The sequence below is a fragment of the Streptomyces sp. NPDC002680 genome (assembly GCF_042889145.1).
GTDB classification, from domain to species: Bacteria; Actinomycetota; Actinomycetes; order Streptomycetales; family Streptomycetaceae; genus Streptomyces; species Streptomyces adonidis.
Window position 1 is genome coordinate 229,518 of the sequence record NZ_JBIAQP010000006.1, and the last position, 17,873, is coordinate 247,390.

Sequence of the window (17,873 nt, forward strand, 5' to 3'; positions counted from 1 at the left end):
CGCCCGTGGCCTTCGCCACGGGCGGCCCTGGGAGGGGCCGGGGCCGGCCCGGTCAGACGCGGGCCTCGACCGGCTCGTCCGGGGACGGGTCCGGTACGGGGGTGGCTCCCGGGCGACGAGTGAGCGCCTCGCCCTCCACGTCGACGCGGGGCAGCAGCCGGTCGAGTCGGCGGGGCAGCCACCAGGCCTTGTCGCCGAGCAGGGCGAGGACGGCGGGCACGAGCGCCATCCGGACGACGAACGCGTCGAGGAGTACGGCGGTGGCCAGGCCGAACCCGATCATCTTGATCATGGAGTCGTGCTCGCCGATGAAGCCCGCGAAGACGGCGATCATGATCAGTGCGGCGGCCACGACGACCCGGGCGCTGTGCCGGAACCCCGAGACGACCGCCCGCTCGGCCGACTCGCCGTGGACGTACGCCTCCCGCATGCGTGACACGAGGAAGACCTCGTAGTCCATCGCGAGACCGAAGACGATACCGACGAGGAAGATCGGCATCAGGCTCATGATCGGCCCGGTCTGCTCGACGCCGAACAGGCCCGCCCCGTGGCCCTGTTGGAAGACCACGACGACCGCGCCGAGCGCCGCGAGGACCGAGAGGAGGAAGCCGAGGGCCGCCTTCAGCGGGACGAGCAGGGACCGGAAGACCACCAGCAGGAGGACGACCGCCAGGCCGACCACGGTGATCAGGTACGGGACCAGCGCCGCCTGGACCTTCGCGGAGATGTCGATGTTCAGGGCCGTGGTGCCGGTGACCTCGAAGGTGGCCCCGTCCGCCGCCGCCTCGGTCGCGGGACGGGCGTCGCGGATGGTCGTGACGAGGGTCTTGGTCCGCTCGTCGGTGGGGCTGGTGGACGGGGTCGCGGTGAACACGGCGGTGTCCCCGGCCTCGTTGAAGCGCGGCTTCGTGACGGAGACGATGCCCTTCGTGGCACCGATCCTCTCGTCGATGCCCGCCACGGCCGTCTCCGGGTCGGCCACGCCCTTGGCGTCGACCACGATGGTCAGCGGGCCGTTGAAGCCGGGGCCGAAGCCGTCGGCGAGGGCGTCGTAGGCGCGGCGCTCGGTGGTCGAGGTGGACTTGGCCTCGTCGCCCGGCATGCCCAGTTGCAGGGACGTCATCGGTATCGCCAGGGCGCCGAGGCCCAGGACGCCCAGGATCAGCACGGGGACCGGGCGGCGCAGCACGAAGCGGGCCCAGCGGGTCCCTAGGTTGCTCTCGTCGTCCGGCCGGGACGCGGCCCCCTTCTGAGTGGCGGCCACCTTCTCCTGCCGCTTGCGTGCCGCCCTCGGCAGCACGGCACGCGGCCAGAAGCCCAGCACCGCCGGGACGACGGTCAGGGCGATGACGACGGCGACGACGACCGCGCCGGCCGCCGCGAGGCCCATCTTGGTGAGCATCGGGATGCCGACCACCGCGAGCCCGGCCAGGGCGATGACCACGGTGAGGCCCGCGAAGACGACCGCCGATCCGGCCGTGCCGACGGCCAGCCCGGTCGCCTCCTCGGGGGTGTGTCCCTTGGCGCGTTCCTCGCGGTAGCGGGAGACGACGAACAGGGCGTAGTCGATGCCGACCGCGAGGCCCAGCATCATCGCGAGGGTGCCGGTGTTGGTGGACAGGCCGAGGGCGTCGGCCAGGACCGTGATCGTGAACATGGTGATGCCGACGCCGAGGACCGCCGTGAGCAGCGGGAGCCCGGCCGCCGCGAGCGAGCCGAAGGTGATCAGGAGCACCACGGCGGCCATCGCGATGCCGATGATCTCGGCCACACCGCCCGGTCCGGCTCCGCCGTCCATCGCGTCGCCGCCCGCCTCGACGGTCAGACCGGCCTCCCGGGCCTGGTCGGCGGCCTTTTCGACGGCCGTCCGGCTGGCGTCGGTGATCTCGGACGACTTCACCTTGTAGGTGACGGTCGCGTACGCCGTCGAGGCGTCCTTGCTCACCGCCTTCGACGCGAACGGGTCGGCGACACCGGCGACCTGGGTGCCGTCGCCCAGGGCGTCCACGGCCTCCTCGACGGCCTCCCTGTTCTCGGTGGCGGTGACCTTCTGTCCGTCCGGGGCGACGAACACCACCCGGGCGGTGGCCCCGTCGGCGGCGGTGCCGGGAAAACGCTCTCCCATCAGGTCGAACGCCTTCTGCGACTCGATGCCGGGCATCGAGAACTCCTCGTCGGCGGCCCCCGGCGCCCGCAGGGCGCCCAGCCCGACGGCGGTCAGTACGGCCAGCCAGGCCAGGACGACGTATCCGCGCCGCCGGAAGGCCAGACGGCCCAGTCGATACAGGAAAGTAGCCACGTAAGGGGACCTCACCTCGGGTTTCGCGTACCCGAACAGGCTGTCCCGCCGAGGGCCCTCCGGTCGTCGTCCCAGTAGGGGCACTTGGACCTACCGAAACGGGAGGAGCGCCTACCGAAACGGCAGTACATCGGTGGCGGTCGATCTCCTGCTCAGGTATGCCGTCGCGTCCTCCGGTACGTCCGGCACCGACGGGCCGGTCTCCGTCCGGTCGACGAACTGCGTCCGGTACAGCTGCGCGTACCGCCCGTCCAGGGCCAGGAGTTCGTCGTGCGTACCGCGTTCCAGGATCCGGCCGGCCTCGATCACGAGGATCAGGTCGGCCGCGCGGATCGTCGAGAGGCGGTGGGCGATCACGACGGCCGTGCGGTCGGACAGGGCTTCCGCCAGGGCCTCCTGGACCGCCGCCTCCGAGGTGTTGTCGAGGTGGGCCGTCGCCTCGTCGAGGACGACGACGCGCTGGCGGGCAAGGAGCAGCCGGGCGATGGTCATGCGCTGGCGTTCGCCGCCGGAGAGCCGGTAGCCGCGTTCGCCGACCACCGTGTCCAGGCCGTCGGGCAGGGCGCGGACCAGGTCGTCGAGGCGGGCCCGGGTCAGGGCCTCCCACAGCTCGTCGTCCGTCGCGGTGGGGCGGGCGAGGGCCAGGTTGGCGCGCACGGTGTCGTGGAAGAGGTGGCCGTCCTGGGTGACCATGCCGAGGGTGGCGCGCAGGGAGGCGGCGCTCAGGTCGCGGACGTCGACGCCGCCGATGCGTACGGCGCCCTCGTCGGTGTCGTACAGGCGGGGCAGGAGTTGTCCGATGGTCGACTTTCCGGCGCCGGAGGAGCCGACCAGGGCGATGGTCTGGCCGGGTTCGGCGCGGAAGCTGACGCCGTGCAGGACCTCCGTGCCGCCTCGGGTGTCCAGGGCGGCCACCTCCTCCAGGGAGGCGAGGGAGACGCGGTCGGCGGCGGGGTAGGCGAAGCGGACGTTGTCGAACTCCACCGCGACCGGGCCCTCGGGGACCTCGCGGGCATCCGGTTTCTCCTCGATGAGGGGCTTCAGGTCGAGCACCTCGAAGACGCGCTCGAAGCTCACCAGGGCGCTCATCACCTCGACGCGCGCTCCCGCGAGCGCCGTGAGCGGCGCGTACATCCGGGTCAGGAGCAGGGCGAGCGCGACGACCGCGCCCGGTTCCAGGGTGCCGCGCAGCGCGAACCAGCCGCCGAGCCCGTACACCAGGGCGAGTGCCAGGGCCGAGACCAGGGTGAGGGCGGTGATGAAGGCCGACTGCGCCAGGGCCGTCCGTACGCCGATGTCCCGTACCCGGCGGGCGCGGGCCGCGAACTGGGCGGACTCCTCGTCGGGCCGGCCGAAGAGCTTGACGAGGGTGGCGCCGGGGGCCGAGAAGCGCTCGGTCATCCGGGTGCCCATCGACGCGTTGAGGTCGGCGGCCTCGCGCTGGAGCCGGGCCATCCGGCTGCCCATCCGCCGGGCGGGGACGACGAACACCGGCAGCAGGACGAGGGCGAGGAGGGTGATCTGCCAGGACAGGGTGAGCATCACGGCGAGCGTGAGCACCAGCGTGACCAGGTTGCTCACCACCCCGGACAGGGTGTTGCTGAACGCGCGCTGCGCGCCGATGACGTCGTTGTTGAGGCGGGAGACCAGTGCTCCCGTACGGGTGCGGGTGAAGAAGGCGACCGGCATGCGCTGCACATGGTCGAACACGGCCGTCCGCAGATCGAGGATGAGTCCTTCCCCGAGCTTCGCCGAGAGCCAGCGGCCGAGAATCCCCAGGGCCGCCTCGGCGACCGCGATGAGCGCGATCAGCAGTGCGAGCCGGACGACCGTGCTCTCGTCGCCGCCCGACACGATCGTGTCGACGACACGGCCCGCGAGGACGGGGGTCGCGACGGCGAGCAGCGCGGTCAGCACACTCAGTACGACGAAACGCGTGATGCGGCGGCGGTGCGGACGCGCGAACTCCGCGATACGGCGCAGGGTCGCGCGGGCGAAGGGGCGCCGCTCCTGATGGGCGGTCATGACGCTCTGCAGCTGCGTCCAGGCGGTGGTTTCCATGCTCATGGCAGCGACCATAGGACCTCAAGCAATGTTGAGGTCAAGCGTCGGCGGTCCACTCCTCTCCGCCGTTGCCCGGGTGGACAGCCCCAGGTCGTGCTCCCGCAACCCGATGTTGGTGCGGTGCGGAAAACCTCTCCGAACGTGACTGCGGTTTCTCCCTCCCCGTCCTCCCCGTCGCCGCCCTCCCCCGCTCCGCCCCGGCGTCGGCGCATACCGGTGCGCCAGATCCTGTGCCTGCTCCCCCTCGTACTCGTCGCCGTGGTGGCGGTGCGCCACCGGGACGTGCTCGCCGCGGGCTTCGGCCATCTCGCGACCGCCAAGTGGCCCTGGCTGCTTGCCGCGGCCTGCGCGACCTGTCTGACCTGGGTGGCCGCCGCCGTCAGCAGGCAGGGTGCCGTCGTCGAGCGGCTGCCCAGACTGCGGCTGCTCGCCACGCAGTTCGCGGCGGGCTCGGCCAACCATCTGCTGCCGACCGGGCTCGGCGCGAGCGCGGTCAATCTGCGGTTCATGACGGTGTGCGGTCTGCCGCTGGCCCGTTCCTCGGCGGCGCTCGCCCTGTATCTGCTCGCGGAGGTCGTCGGCCGGCTGGGCCTGCTGGCCGCCCTGCTGATCGCGTTCCCGCACGCCCTGAAACTCGGCGGCCTCGTCCCCGACACGGCGCTCGGCCCGCTGGTCATCGGTATCTGTACGGTCCTGCTGGTGGCGGCGGGCGCGCTGGCCTGCGTACGACGGCTGCGCACGGCCATGATCTCCTTCCTGCGCACGGCGCTCGGCGAGGCCCGTTCCGTGCACATGCGGCCGTCCCGGGCGCTGGCGCTGTGGGGCGGTTCGCTGGCGTTCCCGGCGTTGCAGGCCGCCGGACTGGCCGCCGTGGGCATGGCGTTGGGGCTGCCGGTGCCGCCCTGGCACATGGCGCTCGCCTACCTCGCCGCGACGGTCGCCGTGGCGCTGATACCCACGCCCGGCGGTATCGGCTCGGTCGAGGCGGCGCTGATCGTGGCCCTGGTCGCGGTGGGCGCGCCGGTGACCGTCGCGACGGCGGTGGTGCTGGCGTTCCGGATCATCACCGTCTGGGTGCCGCTGCTGCCGGGGGCGTTGACGCTGGGGGCGCTGGTGCGGCTCAAGGTGATCTGAGGGCCACCTCGGAGTTCACGCCCTGTTGACGGAGGCGGAACTGGCCATGTACGCAGGTGACTTGGCACACATTGCGTACGAGGACCCCTTCCCCGCAGGGGAGGTGCACCCTGCGGACGTCTGCGATGCGCTCCCCGTCCGAGCTGCTCGATGGCGGGTTCCGTACCGCTCGGTGCCGAGCGGTCGGTCGGATGGGGCAGGATGAGTGATCACCGGACTTCGCACAGACGTCCGGACTTTGATCGCATTCTCAAGACGTTTCGAACAGGTGGCACGTGACGAGACTTCACATCCGGCCGTCGGTGGCGCGGGGCGCCGCGGATCCACTCCTCGGAGGTGACCGGTGAAGCGAGAACTCACCGTGGACGATCTGGTCGTCGCGGGCATAGCCGTGGCCGTGGGCCTGCTGGCGGCCTTCCTGCTGCGGATGCTGCTGCGCTGGCTGGGCAGGCACGCGGACCGCACCCGCTGGAGCGGGGACGACGTCATCGTGGACGCGGTGCGTACGGTGGTGCCCTGGTCGGCCTTCACCGCCGGCGTGGCGGTGGCCGCCGCGGCGCTGCCGCTGACGAAGACCGTCGGACACAACGTCAACCAGACGCTGACCGTACTGCTGATCGGCGTCACGACGCTGACGGTCGCGAGAGTGGTCAGCACCCTGGTGCGGACGGTCACCCAGTCCCGGTCGGCGGTCGCCGGATCGGCGACGATCTTCGTCAACATCATCCGGGTCGTCATCCTGGCCCTGGGCTTCCTGGTCGTGCTGCAGACGCTGGGCGTCTCCATAGCGCCGATGCTCACCGCCCTGGGAGTCGGCGGTCTGGCCGTCGCGCTCGCCCTCCAGGACACCCTCGCCAACCTCTTCGCGGGCATCCACATCCTCGCCTCGAAGACCGTCCAGCCCGGTGACTACATCCGGCTGAGCAGCGGCGAGGAGGGGTACGTCGAGGACATCAACTGGCGGCAGACGACGGTCCGCAACCTCTCGAACAACCTGGTCGTCATCCCCAACGGGGAGCTGGCCAAGACGAACATGACCAACTTCATGCGTCCCGAGCAGATGCTGACGATCCTGGTCCAGGCCGGGGTCGCGTACGACAGCGACCTGGAGCACGTCGAGCGGGTGACCATCGAGGTCGTCGCCGAGGTGATGACCGAGATCACCGGCGCCGTCCCCGACCACGAGCCGCTCGTCCGGTTCCACACCTTCGGCGACTCGCGGATCGGGTTCACCGTCATCCTGGGCGTCGGCGAGTTCAGCGACCAGTTCCGGATCAAGCACGAGTTCATCAAGCGCCTGCACAAGCGCTACCGCGCGGAGGGCATCCGGATCCCGGCACCCACCCGCACGGTGGCGTTGCAGCACGGTGCGGTGGTGATCCCGCAGCAGCGCGGCACCGAGGTCGAGCCGGGCGAGATGTCCTCGGCCCGGCTCGACTGAGAGTGCGTCAGAGGGTCGCCGAGTTGTCGTGATGACCGGCCGTACGGTTCTGTGGCGCGAGCCGCGCCGTCACCGGTGTGACCGTCCAGTCCGGGTGGCCGGGCATACGCGGTGTCGTGGTGCCGTACAGCCAGTCCCGCAGGAAGCCGGAGAGGTCCTGGCCGGAGACCTCGGAGGCGACCGAGATGTAGTTCTCGGTCGTCGCCGAGGCGTTGCGGTAGCGGTCGAGGAAGGTGCGCTCGATCGCGGTGAAGGTGGTCTCGCCGACGTACTGGCGCAGCGCGTAGAGGACGAGGACACCGCCCAGGTAGCGCTGGCTGTCGAAGAGGTTGGCCTCGTTGGGCGCCGCGACCGGCCCGGAGTCGTGGCGCCACTGGTCGCCGCGTGCGTAGGTGTTCTTCATCCGGGCTTCCATGGTCGTCAGACCGATGGAGTCGGCCCAGCCACGCTCGTAGCGGTAGAGCAGCCCGTAGAAGTCGGCGTGGCCCTCGTTGATCCACAGGTCGGCCCAGGTGCCGGGGCTGACGCTGTTTCCGAAGTAGGAGTGGACCAGCTCGTGCATCATGTGCGAGCCGATCTTCGACTCCTCCTGGAGGAGGTAGTTCGGCTTGTAGAGCGTGAGGGTCTGTGTCTCCAGGCCGGTGAAGTCGAAGGCGGCCGGGTCGTCGGAGTTGCACGGCAGCAGACCGTACGTCTCGAACGGGTAGGCGCCGAGCCGCTGTTCGACCCACGCGACCAGGTTCGGGGTGAGCGCCAGCGCCGGTTCGAGGGCCGCGGCGCGCGCGACCGGGACGACGTCCCGCAGCGGCAGCCCGTGCGGGCCCTGTCGGTCCTTGATCACGTAGTCGCCGACGGTGATCTGCACGATCTCGGTGGCGATCGGCGAGCGCGAGCGGTAGGTGTACGCGGTCCGGTCGCCGCTCAGGCTCTCGGTACGGACGAGGGCGCCGCTGGCGACTCCGCGCAAGTTGTTCGGGACGGTGAGCCGGAACGTGAAGTCGGCCTTGTCGACCGGGTGGTCGTTGCACGGGAAGACGGTGTGCGCGGAGTTGGGCTGCGGGCACACCGCGAAGCCGTCGGGGGTGGCGACCCAGGGGTGTGGCTCAGGACGCGGCGCGGGTCGGCGCCGTACTCGACACAGACCGTCGTCCAGGTGCCCTCGCGCAGCGTACGGGCGGGCGTGATCCTCAGCTTCTCGTCGACCTGCTCGTACGTGGCCGTGCGACCGCCGACGCGGACGGAGCGGATGTCCAGGCCGAGGGAGTCGAGCGAGAGCCGGGTCAGAGCCTGGGTGGTGCGGATGCGCAGGGTCGCCTTGCCGTCGACCAGCTTGGTCGTGGCGTCGTAGGCGAGGTCGAGGTGGTAGCTGGAGACGCGGTAGCCGTCGTTGCCCAGGCTCGGGTAGACGGGGTCACCGAGAGTCTCGGGACCCGGGGCCGCGTCCTTCCCCGTGGTCGCCTTGGACGTCCCCCCGGACGCCGCGTGGGCCGAGGGAGCCAGGGTCGTCGCCGCGGCCGTGCCGAGCAGAACAGCCGCCGGTGCCGTCAGTCTGGTGCGATATCTCATGATTCGCTTTCGCTCGGGCGGCCGGGTGGTCAAGGCCGGCCGCCGGATCTTGTGTGCGGGTCTACCACCTAGACCACAAGATCGGCCGAATCGGTTGCACGCCTGTCCGAACGGACTGCGATCGAGTTCGGTACAGACCGCTGTCGAGTGAGACCCGATCACGAGATATCTTGATGTCGAGCAATGTTGCAGACGTGGAGCGGAGCACCCGGTGACTGACTCGACCATCATTTACACGCACACTGACGAGGCGCCCGCCCTGGCGACCCACTCGTTCCTGCCCGTGATCCAGGCGTACGCCTCGCAGGCCGGGGTGAACGTCGAGACCCGGGACATCTCGCTGGCCGGCCGCATCATCGCCGTCTTCCCGGAGTACCTGGAGGAGGGCCAGCGCATCGCGGACGCCCTCACCGAGCTGGGTGAGCTGGCGAAGACGCCCGAGGCGAACATCATCAAGCTGCCGAACGTGTCGGCGTCCATCCCCCAGCTCAAGGCCGCCGTCGCCGAGCTGCAGGGCCAGGGCTACGCGCTGCCGGACTACCCGGACGACCCGAAGTCGGACGAGGAGCGCGACATCCGCGCCCGGTACGACAAGATCAAGGGTTCCGCCGTGAACCCGGTGCTGCGCGAGGGCAACTCCGACCGCCGCGCCCCCGCCTCGGTGAAGAACTACGCCAAGACCCACCCGCACCGCATGGGCGCCTGGACCCCCGAGTCCAAGACCAACGTGGCGACCATGGGCGAGAACGACTTCCGCTCCACCGAGAAGTCCGCGGTGATCTCCGAGGCCGGTTCGCTGCGCATCGAGCTGGTGGGCGAGGACGGCTCAACCACCGTCCTGCGCGAGTCCGTACCCGTCCTCGCGGACGAGGTCGTCGACGCCTCCGTGCTGCACGTCGCCGCGCTGCGTGAGTTCCTCACCGCGCAGATCGCCCGCGCCAAGGCCGAGGGCGTGCTGTTCTCCGTACACCTCAAGGCCACGATGATGAAGGTCTCGGACCCGATCATCTTCGGTCATGTCGTACGCGCCTTCTTCCCGAAGACGTTCGCGCAGTACGGCGAGACGCTGGCCGCGGCCGGGCTGTCCCCGAACGACGGTCTCGGCGGCATCTACAAGGGCCTGGAGGCCCTCCCCGACGGTGCCGCGATCAAGGCGTCCTTCGACGCCGAGCTGGCCGAGGGCCCGGCGCTGGCCATGGTCGACTCCGACAAGGGCATCACCAACCTGCACGTCCCGTCCGACGTCATCGTCGACGCCTCGATGCCGGCCATGATCCGCACCTCCGGCCACATGTGGGGCCCGGACGGCGCCGAGGCCGACACCCTGGCTGTCCTCCCGGACTCCTCCTACGCCGGCGTGTACCAGGTCGCGATCGACGACTGCCGCGCCAACGGCGCCTACGACCCGTCGACCATGGGCTCCGTCCCGAACGTCGGCCTGATGGCGCAGAAGGCCGAGGAGTACGGCAGCCACGACAAGACCTTCGAGATCCCGGCCGCCGGTACGGTCCGCCTCGTCGACCAGGCCGGCAACGTGGTCATCGAGCAGGCCGTAGCCGCCGGTGACATCTTCCGCGCCTGCCAGACCAAGGACGCGCCGATCAAGGACTGGGTGAAGCTGGCCGTCACGCGTGCGCGTGCCACCGGTGACCCGGCCGTGTTCTGGCTGGACGAGACCCGCGCGCACGACGCCAACCTGATCGCCAAGGTCAACGCGTACCTGCCGGAGCACGACACCGAGGGCCTGGACATCCGTGTCCTGAACCCGGTCGAGGCGACCAAGCTGTCGGTGGAGCGGATCCGGCGCGGTGAGAACACGATCTCCGTCACCGGCAACGTGCTGCGTGACTACCTCACCGACCTGTTCCCGATCCTGGAGCTGGGCACCAGCGCCAAGATGCTGTCGGTCGTGCCGCTGATGGCGGGTGGCGGGCTGTTCGAGACGGGTGCGGGTGGGTCCGCGCCCAAGCACGTCCAGCAGCTCGTCAAGGAGAACTACCTTCGGTGGGACAGCCTGGGTGAGTTCTTCGCCCTTGCGGCCAGCTTCGAGCACCTTGCGACGACGACCGGTAACGCGCGTGCGCAGGTTCTTGCCGACACGCTCGACCGGGCCACGGCGACGTTCCTCAACGAGGACAAGTCGCCTACCCGGCGGGTCGGTGGGATCGACAACCGGGGGAGTCACTTCTTCCTGTCGCTGTACTGGGCGCAGGAGTTGGCTGCGCAGAGCGATGACGCGGAGCTGGCGAAGTCGTTCGCGTCGTTCGCGTCGGCGTTGACCGCCAACGCGGACGCGATCGTCGGTGAGCTGATCGCCGTTCAGGGCAAGCCCGCGGACATTGGTGGGTACTACCAGCCGGACGTCGAGAAGGCGAAGACGGTCATGCGGCCTTCTGCCACGTGGAATGAGACGCTGGCGACCCTGAGCTAATGCCTGCAGCCCCCAGGTAGTTCACTGGCCTCAGGCCGGTGGGGGCTTGTCGCGCAGTTCCCCGCGCCCCTTTGGGGCGCGGGGTTCGTCTTTACGGCGTTGTGTTCCTGACCCTTGCCAGTACCTCGCGGATCATGTCCGCGCTGATTGTGAAGTGTTCGCGGGCTATCTGTTCCGCCCGCTCGGGGTCGCCGGAGGCGATTGCCTCGTAGAGGGACTTGTGGTCCTCGCCGCCCCTGTGGAAGTGGGTTCTCTCGCCCTTGCCCCAGGGTTCGACCGGGAAGCCCAGGCTGGCGCGGGCCAGGAGGTCGCGGCTGAGCATGGCGATCTGGGGGTTGTGGGTGGCGTCGCAGATGCTGCGGTGGAAGGCGCTGTCGGCGGCGTGTTCCTCGCGGGGGTCGCTCGCGGAGAGGTAGGCGGTCAGGGCCTCGCGCATGGGTACGAGGTCCTCGGGGCGTCTACGCCGGGCCGCTGTCGCCGCCACCATGCCCTCCACCAGCCCGCGCAGGTCGAAGAGCTGCTCCAGCTCCGCCCAGCGCGGCACCAGGGTGCGCCGGACGGCGGCGCCGGAGGACTCGGTCCAGCTGTCGCGGACGTACGCGCCGCCGTTGCGGCCGCGCCGGATCTCGATGACACCGACCGCCTGGAGCCGACCGACCGCCTCCCGCACCGTGGGGCGGCTCACCCCTAGCAGCGTGATCAGCTCGCGCTCGACCGGCAGCCGCTCCCCCGGCAGGAAGTCGCCGACGGCGATCGCGGTGAGCAGCCGGTCGGAGACCTCGTCGACCGCCGAGGCCACCCGCACCGGGCGCAACTCGGGAGAGGGGGCGCCGGCCCCTGACAGGGCACGGTCGAGCACCCTCGAGAACTCGTCGGCGTGGCCCGACGACTCGGACGGCTCCTGCGGCTCCAGTGGCTCTCGTGCGACGGTCAGCGGTCCTCCCCGGTCGGGCGCGGGTTCCGGGCGCGTAAACGCGCAGTTACTTCTGCCGGGCCTGCGCTAAAAGGCCTTAAAAGGTCTTGTGGACTGAGCATTTACCCAAACAGTATGTCAGCCATCCACAGACACCCAACCCGTTTAAGACACGGACTGGCCTGATTCTGCCTGCCCCCGGAGGCTCCTCAGTGGCGATCCCCGAACCGAACCACACCGGGACCATCGACTTCAACGGCTGGTCCACCTGGTACCGGATCACCGGCGAACCCGGCCGGACACCGCTGGTGGTCCTGCACGGCGGCCCGGGCGCCGGGCACGACTACACGCTCCGCATCGCGGGCATCGCCCGGCAGGGCCGCCCGGTGATCCACTACGACCAGCTCGGCATCGGACGGTCCACCCATCTGCCCGACGAGGGCGCCGACTTCTGGACCGTGCAGCTCTTTCTCGACGAACTCGACAACGTGCTGCGGAAGTTGGGCATCGCCGACGGCTATCACCTGCTCGGCCAGTCGTGGGGTGGCATGCTCGCCGCCGAGCACGCCGTGCGCCGTCCGGCCGGGCTTCGCGGGCTGGTCATCGCCAACTCCCCCGCCTCCATGGAGCTCTGGCTGGCGGGCGCCGCCGAACTCCGCTCCGCGCTCCCGCCCGAGGTCCAGAAGACCCTGCTCGCCCACGAGGCGGCCGGGACCACCGACCACCCCGACTACCAGGCGGCCGAGCAGGTCTTCTACGAGCGCCATGTGTGCCGTACGGTCCCGGTGCCCGCCGAGGTCCAGGCCACCTGGGACAACATCGCGGCCGACCCGACCGTCTACCACACGATGAACGGGCCGAACGAGTTCCATGTGGTCGGCACCATGAAGGACTGGTCGGTCGTCGACCGGCTGCATCTGATCGACGTGCCGACCCTGCTGGTGTCCGGCCGTTACGACGAGGCGACGCCCGACACGCTGCGGCCCTTCGCCGACCACATCCCCGATGTGCGCTGGCACATGTTCGAGCACTCCAGCCATATGCCGCACGTCGAGGAGGAGGAGCTGTACCTCCAGGTCGTCGGCGACTTCCTCGACTCCACCGACTGAGTCACCCCCCTCACCCTTCATCGTCTTCGACACCCGCTCCACCGACGGGAGTTCCCCGATGCCCCGGACCACCAGACGTACCGTCCTCGCCGCCGTGACCGCAGCCCTCGCCCTCACCGCGACCGCCTGTTCGTCCTCCGACGACGGCGGCTCGTCCGACCCGACCTCGACCGCGACCGGCGGCGCCCAGTCGAGCGCCTTCCAGCCCGCGCACAAGGGCGGCACGCTGAAGCTGGTCGCCCACGCGGCCGCCGGAAGCCTCGATCCGCAGGTCAACTACACGCTCCAGTACTGGCAGTTGTACCAGTCGATGTACGACGGTCTGCTGGCGTTCAAGAAGACCGGCGGGCAGCAGTCGTTCACCGTCGTGCCGGATCTGGCGGCGGCGATGCCAGTGGTGAGCAACGGCGGGAAGACGTACACGTTCACGCTCCGCAAGGGCATCAAGTTCTCCACCGGCAAGGCGGTGACCACCGACGACGTGGTGGCGTCCTTCCAGCGGATCTTCAAGGTGTCCAGCCCCACCGCGGGCACCTTCTACAACGGCATCGTCGGCGCGGACGCCTGTCTGAAGACGCCCGCGTCCTGCACGCTCGCGAAGGGCGTCGTCGGTGACGCGGCGGCCGGCACGGTCACCGTCAACCTGACCGCGCCGGACCCGGAGTTCCCGTACAAGCTGGCCGTCCCGCACGCCAGCGTGCTGCCGAAGGACTCGCCGACGAAGGACGCGGGCACGAAGCCGCTGCCGACGACCGGCCCGTACATGGCGGCCTCGTACGACCCGAACCGGGCGCTGAAGCTGGTGCGCAACCCGTACTTCAAGGAGTGGTCGCGCGAGGCGCAGCCGCAGGCCTACGCCGACGACGTCGACTACACCTTCGGGCAGACCGTCGAGTCCGAGGTGACCGCCGTGCAGAACGGCTCGGCGGACTGGATGTACGACCCGCCGCCCGCCGACCGGCTGAGCGAGATCGGCACGCAGTACGCCTCCCAGGCGCACGTCAATCCGCTGACCGCGTTCTGGTACGTGACCCTGAACGTCAACTCGGCCCCGTTCAACAACAAGTTGGCGCGCCAGGCCATCAACTGGGCGATCGACCGGGAGGCGGTGGTCGGGCTGTACGGAGGCAAGAACCTCGCCTCTCCCGCGTGCACGATCCTGCCGCCGGGCTTCCCTGGCCACGTTGACAAGTGCCAGTACACCAAGGGCGACGGCAAGACCTGGTCGGCGCCCGACCTCGCGAAGGCGAAGGCGCTGATCAAGCAGTCGGGGACGGCCGGCCAGGAGGTCGGCATCGTCGTCAGCGACGACGAGGTGAACAAATCGATCGGGCAGTACCTGCAGAGTCTGCTGACCCAGCTCGGCTACAAGGCGACGCTCAAGCCGCTGTCCGGGAACATCCAGTTCACGTACATCCAGAACACCAAGAACAAGGTGCAGTTGGCGCTGACGTCCTGGTACCAGGACTATCCGGCGGCCTCCGACTTCCTCAACGTGCTGCTGTCCTGCGCCTCGTTCCACCCGGGCAGCGACTCCAGCATCAACATCTCCGGGTTCTGCGACAAGGGCATCGACGCGAAGATGCAGACCGCGCTGAAGACCGGGCAGACCGACCAGAAGGCCGCCGACGAGCAGTGGGCGACCATCGACCAGGACATCATGACCGAGTCCCCGGTCGTCCCGGTGATCAACCCGAAGATCATCGACTTCACGTCGAAGCGGGTCGGCAACTACCAGTTCAGCAAGCAGTTCTACATGCTCGTCGGGCAGTTGTGGGTCAAGTGAGCGGCGCGACAGCCCAGTTGGCCCCCGCCGAGGCCCGGCGTCGTTCGCCGGGCCCCTGGCGGACCGCCGCCGCCGACCTGTTGCGCAACAGGTCGGCGGTGGCCGCGGCCCTCGTCCTGCTCGCCGTCCTCGCGGTTACCCTGCTGGCCCCGCTGTACGCGGACCACATCGCGCACACCGACCCGTTCCAGTCCCATGTCTCCGGGACGACGGTCGTGGACGGCAGGAAAGTGCCCGTGCTGACACCCAGCACCACCGGGCTCGGACTCGGCGTCACGCCCATCGGGCCCACCTGGGACTTCGGCCACTACTTCCTCGGCGCCGACAACCAGGGGCGGGACGTGATGGCGCGGCTGCTGTACGGCGGCCGCACGAGCCTGTTCATCGGGGTCACGGCGGCGCTTCTGTGCTGTGTCGTCGGTACGGCCGTCGGGGTCCTCGCCGGGTACGCGGGCGGGGTCGTCGACGCGGTCATCTCCCGTGTCCTGGACGTCATCTGGGCCTTCCCGGTGTATCTGCTGGCCATCTGTCTGTCCGTCGTCCTCCTCACCGACGGGCTCAGCCTCGGACCGGTCACCGTCGAGGCCGGGAGTCTGTGGCTGCCGGTCGTGATCATCGCGGCGATCTACGTTCCGTACGTGGCCCGGCCGATGCGTGGGCAGGTGCTGGTGCTGCGGAACAAGGAGTTCATCCAGGCGTCCATCGGGTCGGGCGCGCCCGCGCTGCGCGTGATGCGCCGGGAGGTGCTGCCGAACGTGCTGCCCACGGCGATCGTGTTCCTGCCGCTGATGACCGCGCTCGCGATGCTGACGGAGTCGGCGCTGTCCTTCCTGTCGGTCGGCGTCCAGCCGCCCGACGCCAGCTGGGGCACGATCATCGAGGACGGCCTCGGGCTGCTGTACACCCGCCCGACCGTGACCATCGCGCCCGGGCTGCTCATCGCGCTGACGACGGCGGCCCTCAACGTCCTCGGCGACGGGGTGCGCGACGCGCTCGACCCGAGCGCCCGGCTGCGGGGAGGGGTGTGATCCGATGCTGTACTTCGCGCTCCGGCGCTTCCTCTCCGCCCTGCTGGTGATGTTCTCGATCAGTGTGCTGGTGTTCCTGATCTTCTTCGCCACCCCGGGAGTCGACCCCGCCGCACGGATCGCGGGCCGCAACGCCGACCCGGCCACCCTCGCCCAGGTACGCCACTCCTTCGGCCTCGACCGGCCGCTGCCCGTCCGCTATCTGCTGATGATGCGGCACCTCCTGATCGACCGGGACCTGGAGTCGTTCGTCAACCGAGGCTCGAAGGTCGTCCCACAGATCGTGCAGGCCATGCCCGTGACGCTGTCGCTCGTGATCGGGGCGGCGGTCATCTGGATGACGGTCGGCATCCTCATGGGTACGGCCGCCGCCGCTCTGCGCGGTACGGCCGCAGACCCGGTGATCATGCTGGTGGGTGTCGTCGGTGTCTCGCTGCCCGCCTACTGGCTCGGCGAGGTCGTCAACCTCCTCACCCAGAAGCGGCTGCACGACTCTGTGTTCTCCTGGGTACCGCCACCCGGGTACGTCGAACTGGGCAAGGACCCTGGCCAGTGGGCCCTGCATCTGCTCTTCCCCTGGCTGACCCTGGCGCTGCTGTACGCCGGCATCTACGCCCGGCTGCTGCGCGGCGAGGTCGTCAGCGCACTCGGCGAGGACTACGTACGCACCGCCCGCGCCAAGGGGCTGTCCGAGCGGCGGATCCTGGTCCGGCACGCGCTGCGCTGCTCGCTCATCCCGATCGTGTCGCTGTTCGGCCTGGACTTCGGCGCTCTGGTGGGCGGTGCGGCCCTGCTCACCGAGGTCGTCTTCGGCCTGCCCGGCGTCGGCAAGCTCACCTTCGACGCGCTCCAGAACCTGGACCTGCCCGTGATCATGGGGACGGTCATGTACGCGGCGTTCTTCGTGGTCCTCGCCAACGCCCTGGTCGACATCCTGTACGCGCGACTCGATCCGAGGGCCCGCCATGCCTGAACCCCTTCTCGATGTACGGGACTTGCGGATCTCCTTCCGCACCCGCGGCGGCACCGTCACCGCCGTGGACGGGCTCTCCTTCTCCGTCGCGCCCGGCGAGATCCTGGGCGTGGTCGGCGAGTCGGGCTCCGGCAAGAGCGTCTCGATGCTGGCCGTACTGCGGTTGCTGACCAGTCCGAACGTCACCGTCACGGGCCAAGTCATCTTCCGTGGGCGGGACTTGCTCACTCTCCCCGACAAGGAGATGCGGTCGGTGCGCGGCCGGGAGATCGCCATGGTCTTCCAGGACCCGATGACCGCGCTGACCCCGGTCTACACGGTCGGCTGGCAGATCGCCGAGCAGATCCGGGCGCACGAGAAGGTGTCCAAGAAGGAGGCGCTCGCGCGGGCGGTCGGACTGCTGTCGGACGTGGGCATCCCGGACGCCGGTTCGCGCGTGAACTCCTACCCGCACGAGTTCTCGGGCGGGATGCGGCAGCGGGCGGTCATCGCGATGGCCCTCGCCTGCGGTCCGGCACTGCTGATCGCCGACGAGCCGACCACCGCGCTCGACGTGACGATCCAGGCCCAGATACTGGACCTGATGCGGGAGTTGAACGCGCGCGGCTCAGCGGTCGTCATCATCACCCACGACATGGGTGTGGTGTCCGAGGTCGCCGACCGGGTGCTGGTCATGTACGGCGGACGGGCCGCCGAGGAGGGTCCGCGCCGGGCCGTGTTCCACGGTCCCCGACACCCGTACACCTGGGGGCTGCTCGACTCGGTGCCCCGGGTCGGCGGACCTCGCCTGCGCCGACTGCCCACCATCGCGGGCGTACCGGTGTCGCCGGACAGCGTGCCTGAGGGCTGCGCGTTCGCGCCGCGCTGCCCGGCCCGGCACGACCGGTGCGACGAACGCCCGGTGCTGAGCGGCGAGTCGGGGCACCTCGACGCCTGCTGGCTGCCGGCCGGGGAGCGCGAATCGGCCCGTACGGCGGCGCACTCGGCACCGGACCGAAAGGCGGCGCCATGACTGCGGAAGCCCGGACCGGAACCGGCGACGCCGGACAAAGGTGCTGCGGACTCCCGGCCGGGGAGCGCGGACCGGCCCGTACGGCGCACTCGACGCCGGACACATTCGACAGGAAGG

Annotated in this window: 11 protein-coding genes and 1 pseudogene; 8 read left to right on the forward strand and 4 right to left on the reverse strand. The window is 70.0% G+C overall.

The features are described from left to right. Positions 1-52: 52 nt before the first annotated feature. Complete coding sequence (locus ACFYXF_RS18100; protein WP_389350573.1) at positions 53-2,299, reverse strand: MMPL family transporter; 2,247 nt, start codon at positions 2,297-2,299, stop codon at positions 53-55. 111 nt (positions 2,300-2,410) lie between these two features. Next, positions 2,411-4,360: an ABC transporter ATP-binding protein gene (locus ACFYXF_RS18105; protein WP_389350761.1), complete on the reverse strand. Its 1,950-nt coding sequence runs from the start codon at positions 4,358-4,360 to the stop codon at positions 2,411-2,413. Between the two features lie 213 nt (positions 4,361-4,573). On the opposite strand from ACFYXF_RS18105, the gene ACFYXF_RS18110 reads away from it, so the two are divergent. Further along, positions 4,574-5,497, forward strand: coding sequence for a YbhN family protein (locus ACFYXF_RS18110; RefSeq protein WP_389350762.1), 924 nt, complete (start codon positions 4,574-4,576; stop codon positions 5,495-5,497). 343 nt (positions 5,498-5,840) lie between these two features. Next, positions 5,841-6,938 (forward strand): mechanosensitive ion channel family protein, encoded by a 1,098-nt coding sequence (locus ACFYXF_RS18115; protein ID WP_389350574.1) that lies wholly within the window; start codon positions 5,841-5,843, stop codon positions 6,936-6,938. A 7-nt stretch (positions 6,939-6,945) separates the two neighbouring features. Here ACFYXF_RS18115 and ACFYXF_RS18120 read toward each other — a convergent pair. Continuing rightward, positions 6,946-8,504 (reverse strand): annotated as a pseudogene (locus ACFYXF_RS18120) (M1 family metallopeptidase). A 211-nt stretch (positions 8,505-8,715) separates the two neighbouring features. Between ACFYXF_RS18120 and ACFYXF_RS18125 the strand changes: the two are divergent. Further along, positions 8,716-10,935: an NADP-dependent isocitrate dehydrogenase gene (locus tag ACFYXF_RS18125; RefSeq protein WP_389350575.1), complete on the forward strand. Its 2,220-nt coding sequence runs from the start codon at positions 8,716-8,718 to the stop codon at positions 10,933-10,935. A 91-nt stretch (positions 10,936-11,026) separates the two neighbouring features. On the opposite strand, the gene ACFYXF_RS18130 is transcribed toward ACFYXF_RS18125, so the two are convergent. Then, a complete protein-coding gene (locus ACFYXF_RS18130; protein ID WP_389350576.1) occupies positions 11,027-11,794 on the reverse strand; it encodes a FadR/GntR family transcriptional regulator in 768 nt (255 codons plus the stop codon). Positions 11,795-12,060: 266 nt separating this feature from the next. Here ACFYXF_RS18130 and ACFYXF_RS18135 point away from each other — a divergent pair, with 266 nt between their 5' ends. Genes ACFYXF_RS18135 through ACFYXF_RS18155 form a run of 5 tightly spaced genes read left to right on the forward strand, consistent with a single transcriptional unit; the run spans position 12,061 to position 17,756 of the window. After that, on the forward strand, positions 12,061-12,957 hold the full coding sequence (locus ACFYXF_RS18135) for a proline iminopeptidase-family hydrolase (RefSeq protein ID WP_389350577.1): 897 nt from the start codon (positions 12,061-12,063) through the stop codon (positions 12,955-12,957). A gap of 58 nt (positions 12,958-13,015) precedes the next feature. After that, on the forward strand, positions 13,016-14,743 hold the full coding sequence (locus tag ACFYXF_RS18140; RefSeq protein WP_389350578.1) for an ABC transporter substrate-binding protein: 1,728 nt from the start codon (positions 13,016-13,018) through the stop codon (positions 14,741-14,743). Further along, the gene (locus ACFYXF_RS18145) at positions 14,740-15,771 is read left to right on the forward strand and encodes an ABC transporter permease (RefSeq protein WP_389350579.1); all 1,032 of its coding nucleotides are present in this window, start codon (positions 14,740-14,742) and stop codon (positions 15,769-15,771) included. Before ACFYXF_RS18140 ends, ACFYXF_RS18145 begins: the two co-directional genes overlap by 4 nt. 4 nt (positions 15,772-15,775) lie before the next feature. Continuing rightward, the gene (locus tag ACFYXF_RS18150; RefSeq protein ID WP_369032146.1) at positions 15,776-16,744 is read left to right on the forward strand and encodes an ABC transporter permease; all 969 of its coding nucleotides are present in this window, start codon (positions 15,776-15,778) and stop codon (positions 16,742-16,744) included. Then, entirely contained in the window at positions 16,737-17,756 is a 1,020-nt protein-coding gene (locus tag ACFYXF_RS18155; RefSeq protein WP_389350580.1) for an ABC transporter ATP-binding protein, read from the forward strand. Before ACFYXF_RS18150 ends, ACFYXF_RS18155 begins: the two co-directional genes overlap by 8 nt. The last annotated feature ends 117 nt before the right edge of the window (positions 17,757-17,873 follow it).